This is a genomic window from Nocardioides sp. N13(2025) (assembly GCF_051912545.1).
Classification (GTDB): domain Bacteria; phylum Actinomycetota; class Actinomycetes; order Propionibacteriales; family Nocardioidaceae; genus Nocardioides.
In genome coordinates this window covers 2,199,935-2,222,388 of sequence record NZ_CP196809.1, presented here as the reverse complement: position 1 = coordinate 2,222,388, position 22,454 = coordinate 2,199,935, and the positions used below count along the sequence as shown (strand labels likewise).

Annotated in this window: 28 protein-coding genes; 14 read left to right on the top strand and 14 right to left on the bottom strand. The window is 72.3% G+C overall.

What is annotated here, in order from left to right; translation table 11 throughout:
• Positions 1-65: 65 nt before the first annotated feature.
• Entirely contained in the window at positions 66-581 is a 516-nt protein-coding gene (locus ACS3YM_RS10745) for a class I SAM-dependent methyltransferase (RefSeq protein ID WP_439936437.1), read from the bottom strand.
• 78 nt (positions 582-659) lie between these two features.
• Between ACS3YM_RS10745 and dapB the strand changes: the two genes are divergently transcribed.
• Entirely contained in the window at positions 660-1,439 is a 780-nt protein-coding gene (gene dapB / locus ACS3YM_RS10740) for a 4-hydroxy-tetrahydrodipicolinate reductase (protein ID WP_439936436.1), read from the top strand.
• Between the two features lie 109 nt (positions 1,440-1,548).
• The gene (locus ACS3YM_RS10735; RefSeq protein ID WP_439936435.1) at positions 1,549-3,174 is read left to right on the top strand and encodes a M4 family metallopeptidase; all 1,626 of its coding nucleotides are present in this window, start codon (positions 1,549-1,551) and stop codon (positions 3,172-3,174) included.
• A 99-nt stretch (positions 3,175-3,273) separates the two neighbouring features.
• On the opposite strand, the gene ACS3YM_RS10730 is transcribed toward ACS3YM_RS10735, so the two are convergent.
• From ACS3YM_RS10730 to ACS3YM_RS10710, 5 genes are all read right to left on the bottom strand, one after another.
• Positions 3,274-3,570, bottom strand: coding sequence for an AzlD domain-containing protein (locus ACS3YM_RS10730; protein WP_439936434.1), 297 nt, complete (start codon positions 3,568-3,570; stop codon positions 3,274-3,276).
• The gene (locus tag ACS3YM_RS10725; protein ID WP_439936433.1) at positions 3,570-4,301 is read right to left on the bottom strand and encodes an AzlC family ABC transporter permease; all 732 of its coding nucleotides are present in this window, start codon (positions 4,299-4,301) and stop codon (positions 3,570-3,572) included. Before ACS3YM_RS10725 ends, ACS3YM_RS10730 begins: the two co-directional genes overlap by 1 nt.
• Positions 4,302-4,330: 29 nt before the next feature.
• Entirely contained in the window at positions 4,331-4,525 is a 195-nt protein-coding gene (locus ACS3YM_RS10720; protein ID WP_439936432.1) for a hypothetical protein, read from the bottom strand.
• A 131-nt stretch (positions 4,526-4,656) separates the two neighbouring features.
• On the bottom strand, positions 4,657-5,217 hold the full coding sequence (locus tag ACS3YM_RS10715; protein ID WP_439936431.1) for an N-acetyltransferase family protein: 561 nt from the start codon (positions 5,215-5,217) through the stop codon (positions 4,657-4,659).
• Positions 5,214-5,795, bottom strand: a complete 582-nt coding sequence (locus tag ACS3YM_RS10710; protein ID WP_439936430.1) for a DUF3043 domain-containing protein — start codon at positions 5,793-5,795, stop codon at positions 5,214-5,216. The genes ACS3YM_RS10715 and ACS3YM_RS10710 overlap by 4 nt, the downstream gene beginning before the upstream one ends.
• Positions 5,796-5,957: 162 nt before the next feature.
• Between ACS3YM_RS10710 and ACS3YM_RS10705 the strand changes: the two genes are divergently transcribed.
• From ACS3YM_RS10705 to ACS3YM_RS10685, 5 genes are read left to right on the top strand one after another with little or no spacing between them, the layout of a single operon-like run.
• The gene (locus ACS3YM_RS10705; protein ID WP_439936429.1) at positions 5,958-6,758 is read left to right on the top strand and encodes a PspA/IM30 family protein; all 801 of its coding nucleotides are present in this window, start codon (positions 5,958-5,960) and stop codon (positions 6,756-6,758) included.
• Entirely contained in the window at positions 6,755-7,033 is a 279-nt protein-coding gene (pspAA, locus tag ACS3YM_RS10700) for a PspA-associated protein PspAA (protein ID WP_439936428.1), read from the top strand. Before ACS3YM_RS10705 ends, pspAA begins: the two co-directional genes overlap by 4 nt.
• A 10-nt stretch (positions 7,034-7,043) precedes the next feature.
• A complete protein-coding gene (gene htpX / locus ACS3YM_RS10695) occupies positions 7,044-7,955 on the top strand; it encodes a zinc metalloprotease HtpX (protein ID WP_439936427.1) in 912 nt (303 codons plus the stop codon).
• Between the two features lie 11 nt (positions 7,956-7,966).
• Positions 7,967-8,539: a PspA-associated protein PspAB gene (gene pspAB / locus ACS3YM_RS10690; protein ID WP_439936426.1), complete on the top strand. Its 573-nt coding sequence runs from the start codon at positions 7,967-7,969 to the stop codon at positions 8,537-8,539.
• Complete coding sequence (locus ACS3YM_RS10685; protein ID WP_439936425.1) at positions 8,536-9,621, top strand: sensor histidine kinase; 1,086 nt, start codon at positions 8,536-8,538, stop codon at positions 9,619-9,621. Before pspAB ends, ACS3YM_RS10685 begins: the two co-directional genes overlap by 4 nt.
• On the opposite strand, the gene ACS3YM_RS10680 is transcribed toward ACS3YM_RS10685, so the two are convergent.
• Both ACS3YM_RS10680 and nadA read right to left on the bottom strand, forming a co-directional pair.
• Positions 9,618-10,805, bottom strand: coding sequence for a winged helix DNA-binding domain-containing protein (locus tag ACS3YM_RS10680; RefSeq protein ID WP_439936424.1), 1,188 nt, complete (start codon positions 10,803-10,805; stop codon positions 9,618-9,620). The two genes, ACS3YM_RS10685 and ACS3YM_RS10680, sit on opposite strands and share 4 nt — an antisense overlap.
• Before the next feature lie 13 nt (positions 10,806-10,818).
• Complete coding sequence (gene nadA, locus ACS3YM_RS10675) at positions 10,819-12,003, bottom strand: quinolinate synthase NadA (protein ID WP_439936423.1); 1,185 nt, start codon at positions 12,001-12,003, stop codon at positions 10,819-10,821.
• A gap of 56 nt (positions 12,004-12,059) precedes the next feature.
• Here nadA and ACS3YM_RS10670 point away from each other — a divergent pair, with 56 nt between their 5' ends.
• Positions 12,060-13,301, top strand: a complete 1,242-nt coding sequence (locus ACS3YM_RS10670; protein WP_439936422.1) for a glucose-1-phosphate adenylyltransferase family protein — start codon at positions 12,060-12,062, stop codon at positions 13,299-13,301.
• A 45-nt stretch (positions 13,302-13,346) separates the two neighbouring features.
• Here ACS3YM_RS10670 and ACS3YM_RS10665 read toward each other — a convergent pair whose 3' ends face one another.
• Both ACS3YM_RS10665 and ACS3YM_RS10660 read right to left on the bottom strand, forming a co-directional pair.
• On the bottom strand, positions 13,347-14,231 hold the full coding sequence (locus tag ACS3YM_RS10665; protein WP_439936421.1) for an N-acetyltransferase family protein: 885 nt from the start codon (positions 14,229-14,231) through the stop codon (positions 13,347-13,349).
• The gene (locus tag ACS3YM_RS10660) at positions 14,228-14,659 is read right to left on the bottom strand and encodes an SRPBCC domain-containing protein (RefSeq protein WP_439936420.1); all 432 of its coding nucleotides are present in this window, start codon (positions 14,657-14,659) and stop codon (positions 14,228-14,230) included. The genes ACS3YM_RS10665 and ACS3YM_RS10660 overlap by 4 nt, the downstream gene beginning before the upstream one ends.
• A gap of 63 nt (positions 14,660-14,722) precedes the next feature.
• Here ACS3YM_RS10660 and ACS3YM_RS10655 point away from each other — a divergent pair, with 63 nt between their 5' ends.
• Positions 14,723-15,802 carry a glycerate kinase family protein gene (locus tag ACS3YM_RS10655; RefSeq protein ID WP_439936419.1) on the top strand — a complete coding sequence of 360 codons (1,080 nt, stop codon included), beginning with the start codon at positions 14,723-14,725 and terminating at the stop codon, positions 15,800-15,802.
• A gap of 7 nt (positions 15,803-15,809) precedes the next feature.
• Here the strand turns inward: ACS3YM_RS10655 and ACS3YM_RS10650 are convergent, their stop codons facing one another.
• Positions 15,810-16,127 (bottom strand): PepSY domain-containing protein, encoded by a 318-nt coding sequence (locus tag ACS3YM_RS10650; RefSeq protein ID WP_439936418.1) that lies wholly within the window; start codon positions 16,125-16,127, stop codon positions 15,810-15,812.
• Positions 16,128-16,276: 149 nt separating this feature from the next.
• Between ACS3YM_RS10650 and ACS3YM_RS10645 the strand changes: the two genes are divergently transcribed.
• The 3 genes from ACS3YM_RS10645 (at position 16,277) to erpA (ending at position 18,602) form a co-directional block, all read left to right on the top strand.
• Positions 16,277-16,966 (top strand): response regulator transcription factor, encoded by a 690-nt coding sequence (locus ACS3YM_RS10645; RefSeq protein ID WP_439936417.1) that lies wholly within the window; start codon positions 16,277-16,279, stop codon positions 16,964-16,966.
• A gap of 1 nt (position 16,967) precedes the next feature.
• Complete coding sequence (locus ACS3YM_RS10640) at positions 16,968-18,167, top strand: sensor histidine kinase (protein WP_439936416.1); 1,200 nt, start codon at positions 16,968-16,970, stop codon at positions 18,165-18,167.
• Positions 18,168-18,242: 75 nt separating this feature from the next.
• The gene (erpA, locus tag ACS3YM_RS10635; protein ID WP_207081919.1) at positions 18,243-18,602 is read left to right on the top strand and encodes an iron-sulfur cluster insertion protein ErpA; all 360 of its coding nucleotides are present in this window, start codon (positions 18,243-18,245) and stop codon (positions 18,600-18,602) included.
• A gap of 76 nt (positions 18,603-18,678) precedes the next feature.
• Here erpA and ACS3YM_RS10630 read toward each other — a convergent pair whose 3' ends face one another.
• Positions 18,679-18,945: a hypothetical protein gene (locus ACS3YM_RS10630; RefSeq protein ID WP_439936415.1), complete on the bottom strand. Its 267-nt coding sequence runs from the start codon at positions 18,943-18,945 to the stop codon at positions 18,679-18,681.
• Positions 18,946-19,009: 64 nt separating this feature from the next.
• On the opposite strand from ACS3YM_RS10630, the gene ACS3YM_RS10625 reads away from it, so the two are divergent.
• The gene (locus tag ACS3YM_RS10625) at positions 19,010-19,996 is read left to right on the top strand and encodes a carbohydrate kinase family protein (RefSeq protein WP_439936414.1); all 987 of its coding nucleotides are present in this window, start codon (positions 19,010-19,012) and stop codon (positions 19,994-19,996) included.
• Positions 19,997-20,021: 25 nt separating this feature from the next.
• Here the strand turns inward: ACS3YM_RS10625 and ACS3YM_RS10620 are convergent, their stop codons facing one another.
• Together ACS3YM_RS10620 and ACS3YM_RS10615 are read right to left on the bottom strand one after the other, a co-directional pair.
• Positions 20,022-20,264 carry a sulfurtransferase TusA family protein gene (locus ACS3YM_RS10620; RefSeq protein WP_439936413.1) on the bottom strand — a complete coding sequence of 81 codons (243 nt, stop codon included), beginning with the start codon at positions 20,262-20,264 and terminating at the stop codon, positions 20,022-20,024.
• Positions 20,261-21,388, bottom strand: a complete 1,128-nt coding sequence (locus tag ACS3YM_RS10615) for a cysteine desulfurase family protein (RefSeq protein WP_439936412.1) — start codon at positions 21,386-21,388, stop codon at positions 20,261-20,263. Before ACS3YM_RS10615 ends, ACS3YM_RS10620 begins: the two co-directional genes overlap by 4 nt.
• A gap of 176 nt (positions 21,389-21,564) precedes the next feature.
• Between ACS3YM_RS10615 and ctaC the strand changes: the two genes are divergently transcribed.
• Positions 21,565-22,446 (top strand): aa3-type cytochrome oxidase subunit II, encoded by an 882-nt coding sequence (ctaC, locus tag ACS3YM_RS10610; protein WP_439936411.1) that lies wholly within the window; start codon positions 21,565-21,567, stop codon positions 22,444-22,446.
• Positions 22,447-22,454: the final 8 nt, after the last annotated feature.

The following is a 22,454-nucleotide window of genomic DNA, read 5'->3' as shown; positions in this document are numbered from 1 at the left end:
GCAACTTCAATCGGTGCTCGAGTAGCCGAGCGAGGGACGAGCGAGGCGTATCGAGACCCCTCGGCTCACCGGCGCGCGATGAGCCCGATGACCGGGGGAGCCTTCTGCTCGACCACGCTGACCCGGAAGCCGCCGCGGAGCAGGTTCTCCGAGGCCTTCTTGACGATGTTCGGCACCAGCTCCGGCTGCGCGGCCTCGTAGAAGAGGTAGACGGCGCCACCAGGCACCACGCGCTCGTGGAGGAGCGCGATCTCGTCGTCGCACGCGCGGACCCAGAACAGGTTCACGTTGAAGGCGAAGACCTTGTTGAGCCGCTTGACGGGCACGCGCAGCGTGGCCAGGTCGATCTGGCGCACGACGAGCCGGCCGGCGTCGACGTACTTCTGGTTGCGGCGCTTGGTGCGGTCCACGCCGGACTCGGAGCGGTCGATCGCGAACAGCTTGCCGGTCTCCAGCTTGCTGCAGATCGCCTCCGCCCCGGCGCCGGGGCCGCACCCGATCTCGAGGACCTGGTCGTTCGGCTGGACGTCCATGAGGTCGACGGCCCACTTGATGCGCGGCGGGATGGTCGGGCTGGGCATGACCCACAGCCTGCCAGACACCCGTTCACGAGTCAGCCACCGCCACCCGTGACGTCGCCACGGCGATAGGTTGGGGGCGTGAGCACACCAGCAGCAGCCCCGGAGCCGGCGCACATCAGGGTCGGCGTCCTGGGCGCACGCGGCAAGGTCGGCGCGGAGGTCTGCAGGGCGGTCGAGGCGGCACCCGACACCGAGCTGGTCGCCGCGGTCGACGCCGGCGACGACGTGGAGGAGCTGGCGCGGGAGGGCGCGCAGGTGGTCGTCGACTTCACCCACCCCGACGTCGTGATGGACAACCTGCGCTACTGCATCGACCACGGCATCCACGCGGTCGTCGGCACGACGGGGTTCGACCGGGCACGCCTCGACCAGCTCGAGTCCTGGCTCTCTGACGCGCCCGAGGTGGGGGTGCTGATCGCCCCCAACTTCTCCGTCGGCGCGATCTTGATGATGCGCTTCGCGGCGACCGCGGCTCCCTTCTTCGAGTCGGTCGAGGTGGTCGAGCTGCACCACCCGGACAAGGCCGATGCGCCGTCCGGCACGGCACGCCGCACGGCCGAGATGATCGCTGCCGCCCGCCGTGAGGCCGGCAGCGCGCCGATGCCCGACGCGACGTCGACGGGGCTCGAGGGCGCGCGCGGCGCCGACGTCGACGGCGTACGCGTGCACGGCCTGCGCGTGCGCGGGCTGGTGGCGCACCAGGAGGTGATCCTCGGGACGGCGGGGGAGACCCTCACGATCCGCCACGACTCGCTCGACCGGGTGTCCTTCACGCCGGGTGTCCTCGTCGGGGTGCGGTCGATCGCCGACCACCCGGGCCTGACGGTGGGCCTCGAGCACTTCCTCGACATCGGTTGACACCGGGCCGCCCCCGGCGGTTGTGTAACTCCCGGTTGCATGTCCTTGTCGGACAGGCGCCGCCGCGGTCCACTCGGTGACCCGGCTCCTCTCTCGGGAAGGTTCCACCATGCGCAGAACCGCAGGACTCGCAGCGCTCGCCGTCGCCGCTGCCACCGCAGCAGCGCTGCCGATGACGACGGCATCGAGCGCGCCGGGCGCTCCGGCCGCGGCGCCCACCAGCGCCCGCGCCGACGTCGCCGCCGACGCGCTCCGCGCGCTCCAGCGCCACCCCGGCGCGGCCCGCGCGACCGACGGACAGGCGTTCGTCGCCGGCACCACGCTCGTCGACGCCGACGGCAGCAGCCACGTGCGCTTCGAGCGCACCCTCGACGGCCTCCGCGTCGTCGGCGGCGACCTGGTCGTCCACCGCGACGCCAGCCAGGCGTGGGACGGGGTCAGCCAGACCCTGTCGGCCCCGCTGACGCTGGGCACCGACGCCGGCGTCGCGAAGTCCGCCGCCACGCGCACCGTGCTGGCCCGCAACGCCCGCACCTCCGCCGTACGCGGTGACGACCGCGCCGAGGCCAGCGAGCTGGTCGTCGACGCGACCGGCGGCACGCCCCGCCTGGCGTGGGAGGTCGTCACGGGCGGCACGCAGGCCGACGGCACCCCGTCGCGCCTGGCGACCTACGTGGACGCCCGCACCGGCATGGTCATCCGCAGCACGCAGCAGGTCGTCAACGTCGACGGCCAGGGCCAGACGCTCTACAGCGGCACCGTCCCGCTGCAGGTCAGCGGCTCCGGGACGTCGTACACCCTCAAGGACGCCACGCGCGGCGGCACCTACACGACCGACATGAACAACAAGTCGGACTCGATGCTGTGCCAGCTCTTCGGCTCCGGGTGCGCCACCGGCACGACCTTCACCTCCACGACGACGACGTTCGGCAACGGCAGCACCACCAACCGCGCCACCGCCGGCGCCGACGCGCAGTACGGCTCCAACGAGACGTGGGACTACTTCAAGGCCGTCCACGGTCGCAACGGCATCTGGAACGACGGCCGTGGCTCCTACAACCGGGTCCACTACGGCAGCGGCTACGTCAACGCGTTCTGGGACGGCACGAAGATGACGTACGGCGACGGCGACGGCGTCAACTACGGCCCGCTGGTCTCCCTCGACGTGGCCGGCCACGAGATGTCGCACGGCGTCACGGAGAACTCCGCCAACCTCACCTACTCCGGTGAGTCGGGCGGCCTCAACGAGGCGACCTCCGACATCTTCGGGACGATGGTGGAGTTCTACGCCGCCAACGCCAACGACGCCGGTGACTACCTGATCGGCGAGGAGTTCGACCTCAAGAACCATGTCGGCTTCCGTCGGATGGACAAGCCGAGCTCGGACGGCGCGTCCTACGACTGCTGGTCGGCGCTCGTCGGGCAGGACGACGTCCACTACTCCTCCGGCGTGGGCAACCACTTCTTCTACCTGCTGGCCGAGGGCTCGGGGGCCAAGACGATCAACGGCGTCGCCCACGACAGCCCGACCTGCAACGGCTCGACCGTGACCGGCATCGGCCGGGATGCCGCCGGGAAGATCTGGTACCGGGCGCTGACGGTCTACATGACCTCCAGCACCACGTACGCCGGCGCTCGCACCGCGACCCTCAACGCCGCACGCGACCTCTACGGCGCCGGCTCGGTGCAGCAGAACACCGTCGCGGCCGCCTGGAGCGCGGTCTCGGTGGGCTGATCCCTCCGGTCTGCGCCCGCCACCCTCGCTGGGGGAATGTCAGATGCCGCCACCCTCGCTGGGGGGCAAGTCGTATGCCGCCACCCTCGGCCCAGACCTTCAGAGCAGGCGGACCAGGGCCGCGACGACCGACGCCCCCACCACCACGACGAGGAACGGCATCCGCAGCAGCAGCGCGACCACCGCGAAGGCGAGCCCGAGGACGCGAGCGTCCACGGTGAGGGAGGTGCCGTCGGAGAACACCTGGACGGCCACCAGCGCGGCGAGCAGCGCCACCGGGATCAGGTCGGCGATGCGCTCGACCGTCGGGTGGTCGAGCACGCGCTCGGGGAGCGACAGGCCCGCCAGCTTGAGCAGGTAGCAGCCGACGCAGGCGAGGACGATCGCGGTCCACATCAGTGGTGCCCGCCCGCCACGTCGTCGGCGCCGGGGATCTCGGTGGGGTCCTGGCGCTTGGCCACCGCCCCGACCAGGACCGCCACGCCGCCGGCGGCCAGCACCGGTACGCCGGGCGCGGTCAGCGGCACCATCGACAGCGCCACCGCCGCCGCGAGCACGCCGACGACGATGTTGCGGTGGTCCTTCAGTCGCGGCCAGAGCAGGGCGAGGAACGCCGCGCCCACGGCCGCGTCGAGGCCGAAGGTCCGCGGGTCGCCGACCGCCTCTCCGGCCACCGCGCCGACCAGCGTGGCGAGGTTCCACAGCACGAACACCGAGACCCCGGTGGTGAGGAAGCCCAGGCGCGCGCCCTGCGTGCTCCCGCGGTTGACCGACATCGCGGTCGACTCGTCGATGAGCACGTGCGCGGCCGCCGCGCGCCGCCAGCCCCGCCACTTCAGCAGCGGCGCCATCCGGAGGCCGTAGAGCGTGTTGCGGGTCCCCAGGAGCAGGGCCGTCGCGGCTCCGGACAGCGGGGCGCCGCCGGCGGCGACGACGCCCGCCAGGGCGAACTGGCTGGCGCCGGTGAACATCAGCAGGGACAGCACGCAGGCCTGCACCACGGTCAGCCCGGACGAGACCGCGACGGCCCCGAAGCCGACGCCGTACGCCCCTGTGGCCACGCCGACGGCAAGGCCGTCCCGGATGATCCCGGAGCGCTCCGTGGTGCTGAGGGCAGGGTCGCTCACGCCCCGAGGCTAGGTCATCTGCGGGGCGACTACGGCAGGCGGCGTCGTACGCGGGCGGGCCGGGCCTGCCGGTCGTGGAAGTCGTGCACGAGCACGAACGCCGCGGCGCCGCCGACGGCCGCCCCGGTGAGCAGCCCGGCGCGGAGGTTGAGCGGGATCTCGGGCATGGCTCCGAACCAGAAGCCGATGCCGAGGCACACGATCACCGCGGCGAGGACGAGCACGAACTTGTGTAGAGCAGGAAGCGGACCGAACATCTGGACCCCCGTGCTGGACCGGCGAAGTGGCCGGACCTCCATAGTGACTCCCGTCACAGGAAATACAACCCTCCCATGGGTGAAGTTTCGTGCCGCGCTCAGCCGATGGCGGTGTGGAGGCGCACCTGCTTGACCGTCGTGGTGCCGGTGCCGTCGAGGTCGAGCTCGCGGTGAGCGGTGTCGGCCGCCCAGCCCGCGTCGGTGAGGAAGGTCCGCAGCGCGTCGTCACCGGCGTTGACCCAGGTCACCGCGCGGGTGAAGCGGTCGGCCGCCAGCGTGTCGACGGCCGCCTGGAGGAGTCGCGACCCGTGCCCCTTGGCGCGCTCGGCGGGGTCGAGGGTCATCTCGGCGAGCTCGCCGTCCGCGACGGGGTCGCAGTCGGGGTCGACCGCGGGGGAGGTCAGCGCGAAGCCGACGACACGGTTGCGCTCCAGCGCGACCAGCACCCGGTTGCGGGCGTCGGCGGGCTTGGCGAGCACCTGGCGCCACTGCGCCGCGACGTCCTCGACATCGGTCGGCAGCACCTCGGCGGGGAGCAGCCCGGCGTAGAGCGCGGGCCACGCCCGGACCTGGACCGCGGCGATGGACTCGGCGTCGTCGGCCCACGCGACGCGCACGGACACGTCGGCGGTGGGACCGCCGGAGTGGGAGTGGGTCATCGATAGGTCTCGGGGAGCTTCTCGCCGATCTTGACCTGCGCCTTGGGCAGCCGCAGGAACTTCATCTGCAGCGAGCGCATGGCGGCGTACATGACGGCGCCCTTGGTGGACTCGCCGGGGAAGCGGGCGGCGAGCTCACGACGCAGGCGGAAGCGCAGCATGATGATGTCGACGATGATCACCAGGATCGTGGTGAACAGCACCGTGTTGCCGAGCTGGATCAGCCCCGACCGGCCCGTGTAGCTGAGGACCATCGACACGACGAGCAGCGGCACCATCAGCTCGATGAACGAGAAGCGGGAGTCCACGAAGTCGCGGATGAAGCGGCGCACGGGACCGCGGTCGCGGCTCGGGAGGTAGCGCTCGTCGCCGGTCTTCATCGCCTCGCGCATCTTCCGCGAGGTGTCGCCGCGGGCGGAGCGCTGGGCGGCCACCTGCTCCTTGCGGGACCGCGGCACCTTGGCGCGGGCGCGTGCGGCGGCCTCGGCCTCCTTGCGCGTGGGCGTGGGACGCCCCTTGCCACCCACCTTGTCGGTGGTGGTCGAGGACTCCGGCTCGGGGTTGCTGCGACGGAACACGCGTGCTGCCTTCAGATGGTTCGGATGCTGGGCCCAGCCTATCGTCGCGACCCGCGGAGCCGCGGCCGCGGGATGCCCTACCTCCTGCTTGGGTTTGGTTCTAGGGTGAGAGCGACGTCCCAGCCACTGCCCCCGCATGACCAAGAGAGGGTTTCCACCCCGATGAGTCTCATGAAGCGCATCAGCCTGATCTTCCGCTCCAAGGCCAACAAGGCGCTGGACAAGGCGGAGGACCCCCGCGAGACCCTCGACTACAGCTACCAGCGGCAGCTCGAGCTCCTCTCCAAGGTCCGGCGCGGCGTGGCCGACGTCGCCACGAGCCGCAAGCGCGTCGAGCTGCAGGTCAACCAGCTCGAGCAGCAGGCGGCCAAGCTGCAGGGGCAGGCCGAGAAGGCCATCGGCGCCGGCCGCGAGGACCTGGCTCGCGAGGCCCTGACCCGCAAGTCGGGCCTGTCCTCGCAGATCACCAGCCTCAAGGAGCAGCAGGCCACGCTCCAGGGCGAGGAGGAGAAGCTCGTCCTGGCCCAGCAGCGGCTGCAGGCCAAGGTCGAGGCCTTCCGCACCCGCAAGGAGACCATCAAGGCCACCTACACCGCGGCCGAGGCGCAGACGCGCATCGGCGAGGCGATGTCGGGCATCGGCGAGGAGATGGGCGACGTGGGCCTCGCCATCCAGCGGGCCGAGGACAAGACGGCGCAGATGCAGGCCCGCGGCCAGGCCATCGACGAGCTGATCGCCTCCGGCGCCCTCGACGACGCCTCCCAGCTCAACGCCGGTGACGACATCTCCCGCGAGCTCGACGCCCTCAGCTCGGGCTCCGACGTGGAGGCCGAGCTGGCCCGGCTCAAGGCCGGCGCCGCCCCGCCGCAGGCGATCGAGGCCTCCGAGGGTGGCGACATCCTGGCCGAGCAGCCGGAGGCCGTGCGCGCCGAGGGCGAGAGCACGGAGGGTGGACGCGCATGATCGTCCGCATCCTCGGCGAGGGGCAGTACGACCTCGACGACCACGCCCTCGACGCGCTCAACGGTCTCGACAGCCAGCTCGAGCAGGCGGTCGAGTCGGGCGACGAGGCGATGTTCCGCACGGCACTGCACGGCCTGCTGTCCGCCGTGCGCGCCAGCGGCACGCACCACGCGCCGGACACCCTCGACGAGTCCGACCTCATCCTCCCGCCACCGGACGCCACGATCCACGAGGTCCGCGAGCTCCTGGGTGACGACGGTCTGATCCCTGGCTGAGCCTCCGCCCATGGCCACCTCGCGCTTCATCAAGGACAGCGGGCTCACCGTCCGGATGACCTCGGTCATGTTCTTGCTGGGTGGCCTGTTCGTCGCGCTGGTCGTGGGGCTGATGTACGTCGCCCCGCCGCAGTACTCCGTCTTCATCGGCCTCGCCGGCATCGCGGTCGCCTTCTGGCAGTGGTGGAACAGCGACAAGGTCGCGATGCGCGCCATGCGAGCACGTGAGGTGACTCCCGAGGAGGCGCCCGAGCTGCACGGGATGATCGACCGCCTCTGTGCGCTGGCCGACATGCCCAAGCCGCGGGTCGGCGTCGCCGACATGGGCATGCCCAACGCGTTCGCGACCGGCCGCTCTCCCGACCGTGCAGTGGTCTGCGTGACCACCGGCCTCCTGCGCACGCTCGACGCCGAGGAGCTCGAGGCGGTGCTCTCCCACGAGCTCAGCCACGTGGCCCACCGCGACGTGCTCGTCATGACCGTGGCCTCCTCGGCGGGCATCGCGGCGGGGATGCTCATGCGCGGAGCGCAGTACGGCGGGCTCGGTCGCAGCCGCAGCCACAACGGCGGCGGTGCCGCGATGGTGCTGGTCGCGATCCTCGTCAGCGGCGTGGTGTACGCCGTCAGCTTCCTGCTGCTGCGTCTGCTCTCGCGCTACCGCGAGCTCGCCGCCGACCGAGCAGGTGCCTACCTCACCCTGAAGCCGGCGGCTCTGGCCTCGGCGCTGCAGAAGATCAGCGGGGAGTCGGCGCTGACGCCCAAGGACGACCTCCGCGCGGGGCACGCGGTGAGCGCGCTCTGCATCGTCCCGGCCCTGCGCGGCGGCGGGCTGAGCGGGCTGTCCGCCACCCACCCTCCGCTGCAGGAGCGCCTCGAGCAGCTGGCCCGGATCCAGGCCGAGCTGAGCCGGCCGGCCGGCTGAGAGGGCTCGCGATGGGACTGTGGGAGACGATGCGTGCGCGGACGCAGCCGAAGCGCAACAACCTCGACGCGCTGTTCCTGGTCCCGAGCGCCGCGATCACCCTGCAGACCGCGCTCGGCTTCGAGCCGACCGGCTCCGGCTCCGTCTGCTACCGCTCGGCCGCCGGTGCCGCCTTCGCGCAGGCCCAGGACGACGTCGTCGCCCTGATCCGCGACGACGCCGAGGCCCCCGAGGTGGCGGTCACGCAGGACGACTTCGGCTTCACCTGGCTGGTGGTCGAGGGCGACAAGGCCGACATGTCCGGTCTGTGCACCGACCTGCACGCCGTCAACACCACCCTGGAGCTCAACGGCTTCGCGGGCGGCCTGCTGTGCTCGATGGTGCCGTTCGCCAACGCGTCCGGGCAGCGCTTCGGCCTCACCTACCTCTACAAGCAGGGCACGTTCTACCCCTTCGCGCCCCAGGGCGAGCAGTCCCGCGACACCCTGCTGGAGCTGTCCGTGCGTGACCTGCTCGCACCGGAGCTGCCGATGGAGCCCGACCTGCAGCGGTGGCTGGCGGTCTGGAAGGCTCCCGGCCTGTGAGCGACGACGCCGGGCAGGACCAGCAGCGCGACCGGGTGCTGGCGACGTACGACGTCGTCGGCGCACCGCTGCGCCACGAGCTGCAGGCGTTGGCCGAGCTCGCTGCGCAGGTGGCGGGCGTGCCGTTCGCGGCCGTGACCCTGGGTGGCTCGGGCGACCTGCACCACGTCGCGACGGCGGGGTTCGTCGGGGACGACGTGCCCGGTGAAGCCACCGTGTGCGGCTCCCACCCGCTGCGGACGCCTGGCGGTGTCGTCATCGGCACGCTGTGCGTCTTCGACACCCACACCCACGAGGTGACCCCCGTCGCGGCCAAGGGGCTCGCCCAGCTCGCGGACCGGGTGGTCGACGTGCTCGAGCTCGAGCTGGCCTCGCGCCGCCTCAGCGAGGCCAACGCGCGGCTCAGCACGTCCAACGAGCGCCTCGCCCACTTCGCGGGGCAGGTGAGCCACGACCTCAAGAACCCGCTGACGTCGGTGTCGCTGTCGCTCGAAGCGCTCGAGATGGAGGTCACCGACCCCTACCTGGTCGACACGGTGGCGCGTGCGCGCCGCGGTGTCGACCGGATGACCGACCTGATCAACAACCTGCTCGACTACGCCTCGCAGGGCTCCGCACCCGCGGACGACGAGGTGGACCTCGGCGCCGAGCTCACCCTCGCCCTCGACGACCTCGCCGGCCGGGTGCGACCCGAGGACGTCGACGCGGGCGAGCTGCCGGTGACCCGCGGCGATGCGGTGCAGCTGCGCTCGGTCCTGATGAACCTCCTCGACAACGCCGCGAAGTTCACCCACGACGGTGAGCGGCCGGAGATCGAGGTGGCCGCCCGGACCCGGAGGGGTCGCCACCGCATCGAGGTGCGCGACCGTGGGCGGGGGATCCCGGCCGAGAAGCGGGAGCGGGTCTTCGCGCCCCTCGCGAGGCTCGACAAGTCCGTGGAGGGCTCCGGCATCGGGCTGGCGACGTGCCGTCGCATCGTGGAGGCGCACGGCGGCTCGATGGGTGTCGAGGCACGCGACGGCGGCGGCTCGGTCTTCTGGTTCGAGCTGCCCGCCGCGGCCGCGCCGCGCCCGAGGAGCTAGGGGAGCCGGGACCGCTTCATCTGGAGCGAGGAGTAGACGGTGCCGACGACCGTCCCGTCGAGCCACGCGGTCAGCCGTTCGGCCTCGAGCTCGAGCGCGGCACGGCCCGCGGGCTCCACGTCCTCGAGGAGCGAGAGGCGTACAACCCCCGCGTCGTCCTGCACCCAGCACCCGACGACGCGCCCGTCCCACCACGCCGTGGTGCCGGCGTTGCCGTTGGTGTCGAAGAGGTGCGGGACGTGGGCGTGGTCGAGGTAGAAGGAGCGCGCCTTCCACCCCATCACCGTCGGGTCGAGCGTCGGCAGCAGCGCCGCCCAGGGCTCGACCGGGGCGGTGTCGTCGATGTCGTCGGGCAGCACCCAGCCGGTGCTGCCGTCGTCGAGCGCCACTTCCACGGCCGACACGTCGGCCAGCGCGTGGGTGACGGCCGTCTTGGTGGAGCCGAGCCACCACTGGATGTCGGCCGCGGTGCCCGGCCCGAAGGTCGCGAGCCAGTGGCGGACGAGCTCGGCGTAGCCGGACGCCTCGTCCAGCCGCGCCGGCACCTCGCCGAGCCAGTCCTCGGTGCGCGTCCAGGTCGGCTTGTTGAGCCGCCAGTGGCCGGCGTTGCGGCCCCGGACGACGGCGCCGTCCAGGCCGAGGTGCGTGAGCACCCACGGGGCGACCGACACCGGGCGGTCCCACCTCTTGTCGGTCGTGCCGCCGCTGGCTCCGGCCAGCTCGGGCACGTCGGCACGGAGCTCGGCCGTCGTGGCGGGGCCTGCCTCGAGCCGGGCGAGCGTCGCCTCACGAGCCGCGTCGAGCCAGGCGTCGCCGTCGTCGGCGATCCCGGCCGCGGCGACGGCCTTCGCGATCCGCTTGCGCTCCGAGGTCGCCACCCGGGCCGACGCGCTGCCCCAGGCGGCGGGCAGCAGGTCACGGGGGAAGACGAACAGGGTCCGCCGCATGGCGAGCTGCTTGACCACCGCCCGCTCGTCGTACAACGCCGTGTCGACGTCCTTGGGCACGAGCCCCTCGGACCGGGCCGCCACGCCCAGGTGCACCGACGCCGCCTCGGTGGCGTGCAGGACCGTCATCGCGCGGGTGACCGCGGCGACGTCGCCCAGGCGGTGCGCAGGCGCGAGCGCGTGTCGTACGCCGATCCGGCGCCGACGCTCGGAGTCGCTGATCCGACGCAGTGCCATCGCCGTGGCCCGGTCAGTCGCGGTGGGACTTGCCGGGCAGGTCGAGCATGCGTTGGAGCGCGACCAGGGCGTCGGCCTCGGTCTCGGGGTCGACGGTGATCTGGTTGACCACGGTGCCGGCGACCAGGCTCTCGAGCGCCCAGACCAGGTGGGGCAGGTCGATGCGGTTCATCGTCGAGCAGTAGCAGACGTTGCGGTCGAGGAAGACGATCGTCTTGTCGGGGTGGGCGTCGGCGAGGCGCTGGACCAGGTTGAGCTCGGTGCCGATCGCCCAGACCGTGCCGGGCTCGGCGGCCTCGATCGTCTTGATGATGAACTCGGTGGAGCCCACGAGGTCGGCCTTGAGCACGACCTCGTGCGTGCACTCGGGGTGCACCAGGATGTTGATGCCCGGGTGCTGCGCGCGCAGCTCGTCGACGACGTCCGCGGAGAAGCGGCCGTGCACCGAGCAGTGCCCCTTCCACAGGATCATCCGGGCCCGCTGCAGCTCCTCGGGGCTGATGCCACCACCCGGCAGGCGCGGGTCCCAGACGACGCACTCGTCGAGCCCGATGCCCATCTGCAGGACCGCGGTGTTGCGGCCGAGGTGCTGGTCGGGGAGGAAGAGGATCTTGGCCCCGCCCTCCACGCCGGCCTTCTGCGCGAAGGCCCACTCCAGGGCGACGTCGGCGTTGGAGGAGGTGCACACCACGCCACCGTTGCGGCCGCAGAACGCCTTGATGTCGGCGCTGGAGTTCATGTAGGTCACCGGGACGACGCTGTCCTGGATGCCGGCCTCGGCCATCGCGTCCCACGCGTCCTCGACCTGGCGCAGGCGCGCCATGTCGGCCATCGAGCAGCCGGCGGCCAGGTCGGGCAGGATGACCTGCTGGCTCGGCGAGGTCAGGATGTCGGCCGACTCGGCCATGAAGTGCACGCCGCAGAACACGATGAACTCCGCCTCCGGGCGGCCTGCCGCGTCGCGCGCCAGCTTGAAGGAGTCGCCGGTGACGTCGGCGAACTGGATCACCTCGTCGCGCTGGTAGTGGTGGCCCAGCACGAAGAGCCGGTCGCCGAGGGCCGCCTTGGCGGCACGCGCGCGCTCGACGAGGTCGGGGTCGGACGCTGCCGGGAGGTCACCGGGGCACTCGACGCCGCGCTCGGCGTCGAGGTCGCGGCCCTTGCCGAGGGGGAGGAGCGGCAGGTCGACGAGGCTCATGGACCCATCCTAGGAGGGGCGACCGACGCCAGGGCACGCGTGCCATGCTGTGCGCCATGTCACGACGCGGTGAGGTGCTGGCCCTGGTCCAGGCGGGCGGCCAGGGCTCCCGGATGGACGTGCTGACCCGTGAGCGCGCCAAGCCGGCGCTGCCCTTCGGCGGGGTGCACAAGCTGATCGACTTCGCGCTGTCCGGCCTGGTGCACGCGGACCTCGCGGACGTGTGGGTCTCGCTCGAGTACCAGGTGACTTCCATCGACGACTACCTCTCCGGCGGCCGGCCGTGGAGCCTGGACCGCAACCGCGGCGGCTTCCGGCGCATCGTGCCGCAGACCGGCACCGGTCCCGCGACGGAGAGCGGCTTCGCCCACGGCAACGGCGACCTGCTGCTGCGCATGTCCGCCGACCTCGAGGCGTTCGGCGCGAAGACGCTCGCCGTGTGCAGTGCCGACCACGTCTTCAACATGGACCTCGGGCCGGTCGTGGACGAGCACGTCGCCGCCGGACGTGTGGCGACCGTGCTCACCAGCGAGGTGACCAAGAAGGACGCCTCCGACAACGTCGTCGTGCTCGCGCGCGGCGACGGCACCGTCACCGGGATCGAGCACAAGCCCTCGCGGCCCTCGTCCGGCACGGTCGCGACCGAGATCTTCCTCTACGACACCGAGGTCCTGATCCAGACGCTCCACGACCTGCGACGCGAGCTCGCCGGCGAGCAGGACCCCGACGACGCGGCTGAGGGCGACAGCGGGATCGGCGACTTCGGCGAGCACCTGCTGCCCCGCCTGGTCGAGACCGGCCAGGTCGTCGCGGTCCCGCTCACGGGCTACTGGAAGGACGTCGGCCAGCCGGGGCTCTACCTCCAGTCGCACCGTGACCTGCTGCTCGGCAAGGTCGACGTCTTCGACCACCCGTCGCGGCCCGTCATCTCGCACTGGCCGGACCGGCCGGCGGCCCGGGTCCGTGCGGCGGGGGAGTGCCACGACTCGTTGCTCTCGCCCGGTGCCGACGTCAGCGGTCTGGTGGTCGGCAGCGTCCTCGGACCGGGCGTGGTCGTGGAGAAGGGCGCCGAGGTCCACGACAGCGTCGTGATGGAGGACTGCGTCATCCGGGCGGGCGCGGTCGTGCGGACGACCGTGCTGGACGAGCGCTGCGAGGTGGCGGCGAGGGCGCGCGTGGGCGCCGAGCCGACGCGCCGGCTCGCCCACGACGACGACCTGGTGCTGGTCGGTCGCGACTCCAGCGTCGCCGGTGCTGTCGCCGCGGGCGCACGCCTGGAGCCGGGGTCTGACCTCTAGCCGCACACGAGGATCCCGCGCCGCGGGTGGCCCGGGAGACGTGCCTCAGAGGAAGGTGCTGTGCGGGATGTAGGGCATCGGCGGCTTGAGGTGACGGGTGGCGAGGAAGCCACGAGGATGGATCTCGAGGCGGGCCGCGGTCGCGACGTCGAGCGCCCACTGGTTGGCCCCGCTGATCCGGGGCACCTCGACGGGCGTGTCCGGCTCGGACGCGGCGAGCGACTCCCACAGCAGCGCCCGCGCGGCGCGCCGGTTGTCGGCGGCGAGGCACTGGACGCCCCCCGTCCGCGAGACGTAGGCATATCCCTGACCGGTGCTGTGGTCCATCACGACGAGGCGGAAGTGCTCGGCGAGCAGCTCGTGGTCCGGGCCGTGGGCGGCGCCGCGGGTGCGCCGGTCGAGGCTGTCACAGAGCTCGCGGTCGGCAGGTGTGCCCGCGCGTACGTACGGCACGGCGGGGAGGATGTCGCGTGACACCTTCCCCCACAGCGCCATCTGCGGGTGCAGGTCGAATCCGGCCTTGCGGTAGCGGTGCAACGCTCCCTGGTCCTGGCTGGCGACGAACATCCCGCGCAGGCAACCGTCGCCGTAGTGGGTGGCCGCGTCGAGGAGCAACGTCCCGAGACCACGACCCTGCGCGTCGGGGGCGACGGCGAACGAGCAGAGGATCCACATGAGCTCGCGACGCAGCGAGGTGACGAGCCCGACGACGACGCCGTCCTCCTCGGCCACCCAGCAGCCGTCCGGGTCCGTGGCGAGCTTGTGGCGCGACTTCGCCAGCCAGTCTGCCCGACCCGACTCGGACCGGGGAGCGGGCTCGGGCCACGACCGCTGGTAGGTGGCGCGGTCCACCTCGAGGTAGGCGGCGCGGGTGATCGCCTCACAAGCCAGCAGGTCGTCGACCTGCATCGGCCTGATGAGCAGGGTCACGATACGTGCGAGGCGTACCGGGCGAGGAGGTCGTGCCAGTGGGTGTACTTGGCGCGCACCTGCTCCGAGCCGTCCGCCCAGCCGCCGTGCTCGAGGTGCACGCGGGTGCCGGTGCCCTCGTCGGTGAAGCGCACGTCGAGCCTGGTGGGCTCCGCCTGGTCGTGGCCGAGCCAGAAGTCCATGACGAGGTGGCCCAGCGGGTCCCAGGTGGTGACGTTGCCCCACGTGTAGCGCTGGTCGTCGTCGTGGACGGTCTCGACGGGCCCGTTGGGGTCGATCGCGATGCTGCTGAAGGTGGGCGGGTCCGGGGTGAGCATGGGGTCCCACCACTCGCCCATCTGGGCCGTGAACCCGACGAACGCCTGGGCGGGCTCGACCGGGACCGTGACCTCGGCGACGATGGGCTCGAGGTGGGACGAAGTTGGCATGCGCACAGCATGCCCGACGGGGTCGCGGGCCGCCGCCCCGCGTGGGGGTGGAGGATGACGGCCATGCGCGTGCTCATCGCCCCCGACAAGTTCGCCGGGACCCTGACGGCCGTCGAGGCCGCCGACGCCATCGCGGCGGGCTGGCGGCGGCAGGCGCCGGACGACGACCTCGACCTGGCGCCGATGGCCGACGGCGGCCCCGGTTTCGTGGACGTCCTGCACGCCGCGCTGGGCGGCGAGCTGTCGGCCGTCACCGTGTCGGGGCCGCACGGGTCGCCCGTCCCGGCGGTCGTGCTGCGGGTGGGGGAGACGGCGTACGTCGAGAGCGCCCAGGCCGCCGGGCTCCACCTCCTCGACGGGGATCCCGAGACCGCGACCAGCCGAGGCGTGGGCGAGCTCGTGCTCGCTGCCGTCGAGGGCGGCGCCCGGACCGTCGTCGTGGGTCTCGGCGGCAGCGGCACCAACGACGGTGGCGCGGGCGTCCTGGCTGCGCTGGGAGCGACCTCGGACGCCGTGCTCGACGGCGGCGCGACCGGGCTGTCGCAGGTCACGACCGTCGACCTCGCTGCCGCCCGCGGTCGGGCCGGCGTGACGCTCGTCGCGGCGAGCGACGTCGACAACCCGCTCACCGGGCTCTTCGGCGCCACCAAGACCTTCGGGCCCCAGAAGGGCATCGCCGAGGAGCGGATCGCCGAGGTGGACGGCTGGCTCGAGGCGTTCGCGACAGCCACCGACCGGCGTACGTCGCTGGAGAAGGGCGCGGGTGCCGCCGGCGGCATCGGCTACGCCCTGCTCCTGCTCGGCGCCACCCGCGAGCCCGGCATCGGCCTGGTGACCGACGCGGTGGCGCTCGCCGAGCGGGCTCGCCGCGCCGACCTGGTCGTGACGGGTGAGGGCGCCTTCGACTTCTCCAGCCGTGCCGGCAAGGTTCCCTACGGCGTGGCCGGCGTCGCCTCGGAGGCGCTGCGCCCCTGCATCGCGCTGGCCGGGCAGGTGCTCGTGGGCTCGCGCGAGATGCGTGCCCTCGGCATCGAGTCGGCGTACTCCCTCGTCGACCTGGTGGGGGAGGAGCGCGCCCTCGGCGCCCCCGCCGACGCCCTCGCCGACCTCGCCGAGCGCGTCGCCCGCACCTGGTCCCGCTGAGCGGCTCTCAGTCGTCCTGCTCGCCGGACTCCGTCTTCGTGCCCACGACCTGGAAGTCCTCGTCGAGCTGCACGTCGACCTGGTCGCCGTTGTCGAGGGTGACCTCGACCTCGTAGAGGCTCTCCTCGTCCCCGAGCTCGGTCTCGGTCACCTTCCCGCCGCCGGTCTCGGCGAGCGCGGCGTCCTCGGCCTGCTGCAGGGCCGGGCCCTCGATGGGGCGGTCCGTGGCGTCGTCGTCGGATCCGGCGAGGGCTGCCCCCGCTCCGCCGAGCACGACGAGCCCAGCCACGGTCGACGCCAGGACGGCCTTCGTCTTGCGCTCCATCTCGATCACCTCTCCGGGTTGTTGCTGCTTGATGTCCACCATCGTGGGCCCTCGGGCCTGAAGCCACGCTGAACGGCGGTCCCGACGCACGCGACGACGTTCAGCGGATCTTCAGCGCACCTTCAGCCGGCGCGTGCGAGTCTGGGCGAGTGCGGATCCTGGTCGTGGAGGACGACAAGCGCGTTGCCCGGGCGCTCCGGCGGGGCCTGGAGGCGGAGGGCCACGCCGTCGACGTGGCCCTCGACGGCGAGGACGGCCGCTGGCTGGCCGGCGAGAACGACTACGACGCGCTCGTGCTCGACGTGATGCTGCCCGGCGTCGACGGGCTGGAGCTGTGCGCCGAGCTCCGCGAGCGGGGCGACTGGACGCCGATCCTGATGCTCACGGCCAAGGACCAGCCCGACGACGAGGCGCGTGCCCTGGACGGCGGAGCGGACGACTTCCTCGGCAAGCCCTTCTCGTACGCCGTCCTGGTGGCGCGACTGCGAGCCCTGGTCCGCCGAGGGAGCGGGCCGCGGCCCACCGAGCTGGTGGTCGGCGACCTGCGGCTGGACCCGGCCGCGCACCGGGTCTGGCGCGGGGACGTCGAGGTGCCGCTGACGCCGCGCCAGCTGTCCCTGCTCGAGCTGCTGATGCGGCGTGCGGGCGAGGTCGTGGCGAAGGCCGAGATCCTCGAGCACGTGTGGGACTTCGCCTACGAGGGCGATCCCAACATCGTCGAGGTCTACGTCCGCCAGCTGCGGATGCGCATCGACGAGCCGTTCGACCGCCGCAGCATCCAGACCGTGCGACTCGCCGGCTACCGCCTCGACGCGGGCACGGACGCCGGGCAGGCCTGAGATGGGCACCCGGTTGCGCCTTACGGCTGTCGCCACAGCGGTGTCCGCGGTCGTCCTGGTGGCGGCGAGCGTGCTCGTCCTGGCCCTCTTCCAGCGCCAGGTGACCGACAACGCCGACGACCTCGCGACCAGCCGCGCCGAGGACCTCGCCGCGCTGGCCGCGGCTGGCCGGCTGCCCGACCTGCTCACCGACATCGGCGACGACTCCGTGGGGCAGGTGATCGGCCCCGACGGCTCCGTGCTCGCTGCCTCCGCCAGCCTGGGCGCTGCTCCGGCGGTCACCGACCGGCTGGGCAGCGAGGACCCGGTCCGGATCGACCTCGACGGAGTCCCGGACGACGACGAGACCGAGGACTACCGGGCGTGGCTGGTCACGGCCCAGGGCCCGGACGGTCCGGTCACCGCCGTGGTGGGCACCAGTCGCGAGGCGATCCGGGAGGACGTGCTCGCGCTGGGCCTCGCGCTCCTCGTGGCCATGCCGCTGGTCCTGCTCGCCGCCGCGGCGCTGCTGTGGTTCCTCCTCGGCCGCACGCTCCGTCCCGTCGAGGACGCGCACCTGCGCCAGCGCACCTTCGTGGCCGACGCCGCCCACGAGCTGCAGAGCCCGCTGGCGTCGTACCGCACGCAGCTGGAGGTGGCGCAGCGCCAGGACGATCCCGCGGGCTGGCGCGCGGTGGTCAGCGACCTGCTCGCGGAGACCGACCGCATGGAGCGACTGGTCCGTGACCTGCTGTTCCTGGCCCGGCAGGACTCCTCCGCGAGCGCGATGTCGCTCGTCGACCTCGACGACGTCGTCCTGGAGGAGGTGGCGCGCGTCCGGCCCACGACCGCGGTGGACGTCGACGTGACCGGGGTCTCGGCGGCACCCGTGCGGGGCAACCGCGACGACCTGGCGCGGCTGGTGCGCAACCTGCTCGCCAACGCCGTACGCCACGCGTCCGCGCGGGTGCAGGTGGCGTGCCGGCAGGACGCGACGGGGAGCCTGCTGGTCGTCGAGGACGACGGGCCGGGTGTCGATCCGGGGCTCCGGGACGCGGTCTTCGAGAGGTTCCGGCGTGGCGACCCGGCGCGCGGGCACGCGGCGGGCACCGGGCTGGGCCTGTCGATCGTCCGCGCCGTGGCCGATCGCCACGGCGGCACGGTCCGGGTCGCGGACGGTGGCGGTGGCGCGCGGTTCGAGGTGCGGCTGCCGCGGGTCTGACGGAGGATCCGAGGAATAACCCGGGATGTGCGACCATTGAGCCAAGCAGTACCCGAGACTTTCTGGAGTGATGAGATGACCGAGCAGGTCGAGACCACCGAGCGCCGCACCGACCAGATCAACCTGTCCGACGTCGCCGCCGGCAAGATCAAGAGCCTCCTCGAGCAGGAGGGTCGCGACGACCTGGCCCTGCGCATCTCCGTGCAGCCCGGCGGCTGCTCGGGCCTGCGCTACCAGCTCTTCTTCGACGAGCGCACCCTCGACGGCGACGTCACCACCGACTTCGACGGCGTGACCGTGGTCGTCGACCGGATGAGCGTCCCCTACCTCAACGGTGCCGAGATCGACTTCGTCGACACCATCGAGAAGCAGGGCTTCACGATCGACAACCCCAACGCCACCGGCTCCTGCGCGTGCGGCGACTCGTTCCACTGATCCACCCGTGACGAAAGGGCCCCAGCCGATCGGCTGGGGCCCTTCGTCGTTGCCCCGCATCGTTGCTGGCGGCTGCTCAGTCCAGGTGGAGGTGCAGCGCGTTGGCCAGCCGAGCGGCGGCGTCGGAGATCCGGATCTCGCGCTTGCCGACCTCGGCCGGGTAGTCCTCGTAGCGGATGCTGGGCGGTGCCGCCACGGCTGCGCGCGCGGCCCGCTCCATGCGGAGCTCGAGGCGCAGGTTGCGCCCGGCCTGCTCGCAGTCGGCGGCCATCTCCGCGGGCGTCCCGAGCTCGTCGTGGACCAGGTTCGAGGGGCGCGCGAAACCATCGCGTGAAGTCGTCATGACCACGACGCTATTGGCTACTGCGGGGTATCCCGAGCTGTACCGGGAGGTAGTGTTCCGCGTCGTGTCCCTCCTCGTAGCCGGATCCATCGCGACCGACCACCTGATGTCCTTCCCCGGGAAGTTCGCCGACAGCCTGGTCGTGGACCAGCTCGACAAGCTGTCGGTGTCCTTCCTCGTCGAGGACCTGGAGGTACGCCGCGGGGGTTGCGCCGCCAACATCTGCTTCGGCCTCGGCAACCTGGGCCTGCGTCCCGTGCTGGTCGGCGCGGTCGGCGAGGACTTCGCCGAGTACCGCGCCTGGCTCGAGCGCCACAACGTCGACTGCGGCTCGGTCCACGTCTCGGAGACCAAGCACACGGCGCGCTTCGTGTGCACCAACGACACCTCGATGGCGCAGATCGCCAGCTTCTACGCCGGCGCGATGAGCGAGGCGCGCGAGATCGAGCTCAAGCCGATCGTGGACCGCGTCGGCGACCCCGAGTACGTGATCATCGGCCCCGACGACCCGGAGGCGATGCTCCGGCACACCGACGAGTGCCGCCAGCGCGGCTACCCCTTCCTCGCCGACCCCTCCCAGCAGCTCGCCTTCGGCGACGGCGACCTCATCCGCCCGCTCATCGACGGCGCGGAGATCCTGTTCTCCAACGAGTACGAAGCCAGCCTGATCACGCAGAAGACGGGCTGGAGCGCCGAGGACGTGCTCTCGCGCGTCGGCACGTGGGTCGTCACGCTCGGCCCCCACGGCGTACGCATCGATCGCAAGGGCGAGGAGTCGATCGTCGTCCCGGCCGTGCCGGAGATCGCCAAGGTCGAGCCCACGGGCGTCGGTGACGCGTTCCGCGCGGGCTTCCTCGCCGCGATCAGCTGGGGCCTCGGCCACGAGCGCGCCGCCCAGCTGGGCTGCCTGCTCGCCGTCTACGTCGTGGAGAAGGTCGGCACCCAGGAGTACGAGATCTCCCGCAGCGCCTTCCTCGCCCGCTGCGCGGCCACCTACGGCGACGAGGCCGTGGCCGACTTCGAGCCCCACCTCCAGACGATCCGTCCCTGACCAGCTGCGCCCGGCCTGCCGGGCCTCAGCTGACGCGTCGTACGACGTAGCGCGGGGCGCCGTCGTCGGCGGCGTCCGGGCCGACGTAGTCCTGGCCCTTCATCCGGCACCAGGCGGCCACGTCGACCGCGGCCGCGGGGTCGTGGGCGACCACCGCGAGCAGCTCGCCGATGCCGACGTCGGCGAGGTGGCGGGCGAGCTCGATGACCGGCATCGGGCAGGGGAGGTCGCGGCAGTCGAGCTCCAGCGCGACCTCGGGCGCCGTCACAGGCCCACCCGCGACCGGATCTCGGCGACGACCCCCGGCAGCGCGTCGCAGAAGGCGTCGACCTGGGCGCGCGTGGTGTCGCGCTGCAGCGAGAGCCGCACGTTGCCGTGGGTCAGCACGCCCATCGCCTCGAGCACGTGGCTCGGCGTCAGGGTCGAGGCGGTGCACGCCGAGCCGCTGGCGATGCCGAAGCCGAGCCGGTCGAGCTCGGTGACCAGCGCCTCGCCGTCGACGTAGAGGCACGAGAACGTCACCAGGTGGGGGAGTCGTCGCTCCGGGTCGCCCACCACCTCCACGTCGGGCACCTCGGCCGCGACCCGGCGGCGTACGACGTCGACGAGCTCGTGCTGGCGGGCGTTGACCTCCTCGCGCTCGGCGACGACGGCCTGGAGCGAGGCGGCGGCCGCGAGCACCGCGGGGACGTTCTCGAAGCCGGTGCTGCGCTCGTCGATGCGGTCGTCCCCGGGGAACGGGTTGCGCCACCGGGCGCGCTTGCGGACCAGCAGCACGCCGACGCCCGCGGGCCCGCCCCACTTGTGCGCCGAGCCCGCCGCCGAGGCCCACCCGTCGGGGAGGGGCAGGCGGCCCATCGAGGCGCAGGCGTCAGTGAAGAGCGGGACGTCGTCGGGCAGCTCGAAGCCGCCGACGTCCTGGACCGTGCCCACCTCGTGGTTGGCGGTCTGCAGCGCCACCACGCCGACCCCGGGGGAGCCGGCACTCTCGACGAGGTCGCCGCTGTGGACGCGTCCGTCGCCCATCACGCCGACCTCGTACGCCTGCGCGCCCCAGGCGACGGCGTGGCGGACCGCGGAGTGCTCGATCGCGGAGTGGACGACCCCGTCACCGCGGCGCGACCCGCGCACCAGGCCCAGCAGCCCGAGGTGCACCGCGTGGGTGCCGCTCGGCGTGAAGGTGACCTCGTCGGGGCGCACGCCCAGGGCGTCGGCGGTCGCCTCGCGCGCGTTGTCGAGCAGGAGCCGCGCGTCGCGGCCGGCGCGGTGCAGCCGGCGCGGGTCGGCGTACCCCCTCTCGAGCGCAGCGAGCAGGACCTCGCGGGCCGCCGGGTGGAGCAACACGGAGGAGGCGCTGTCGAGGTCTCCCGTCCCCGTCGCAGGCCCAGTCACAGGGGCAACATATGCCACGCACGCGTGGCACCGGGCCCAGCGAGCCACCAGATCGGCCGACACCCGACCCTGCCCCGCACGGCGGCGCCGGTTGGGGATACTCTTCCTACGTCGAAAAGGACCGAGAGAGAGGCTCGTCAGTGGGTCTGCAAGTCCCCAAGCTCTCAGGCGCGCCCGTGCGGCGCACCCTGAGGGTCGCGCTGCTGGGCGTGACGATGCTGGTGCTGGCCGGATGCTCGGAGGCCGACAAGCACCAGATCAAGAACCTCGCCATGCCCGACCGTGCCACCGAGCAGGGTCCCTACACCTACGAGCTCTGGAAGTGGGCCTGGGTCGCGGCGATGATCACCGGCCTCATCGTCTGGGGCCTGATCTTCTACGCGGTGGTGAAGTTCCGCCGCCGCAGCGACGACGAAGTGCCGCGCCAGACGCGCTACAACCTGCCGCTCGAGGTCTTCTACACGATCGCGCCCGTGCTGATGTGCGTGGTGTTCTTCTTCCACACCGTCCGAGTGCAGGACGTGATGACCGAGCTGGACAAGCAGCCCGACGTGACCGTCGAGGTGACGGGTCAGCAGTGGTCCTGGACCTTCAACCACGGCGTCGGCGAGCAGAACCCCGACGCGACGGGGGAGGACGGCGACTACGCCTACGACTCCTACGTCTACACCTCCGGTGACGGCAACGAGATCCCGACGCTGGTGCTCCCCGTGGACCAGCGGATCCAGTTCAACCTCCGCTCGCCCGACGTGATCCACAACTTCGGCGTGCCCTCGTTCCTGACCCGCATGGACGTCATCCCGGGCCGCGTCAACAAGCTCCAGGTCACCCCGACCGTCGAGGGCACCTACGCCGGCAAGTGCTACGAGCTCTGCGGCGTCTACCACTCCCGCATGCTCTTCCAGGTCGAGGTGGTCAGCCAGGCGGACTACGACGCCTACCTCGAGGAGCTGGACGCAGCCGGCCAGACCTCCGACAAGCCGCTCACCGGCGGCGCCAACGTCGAGACCCAGACCGGCTTGGCCGAAGACGACAACCAGGAAGGGAGCGAGGAGTGAGCGCTCCG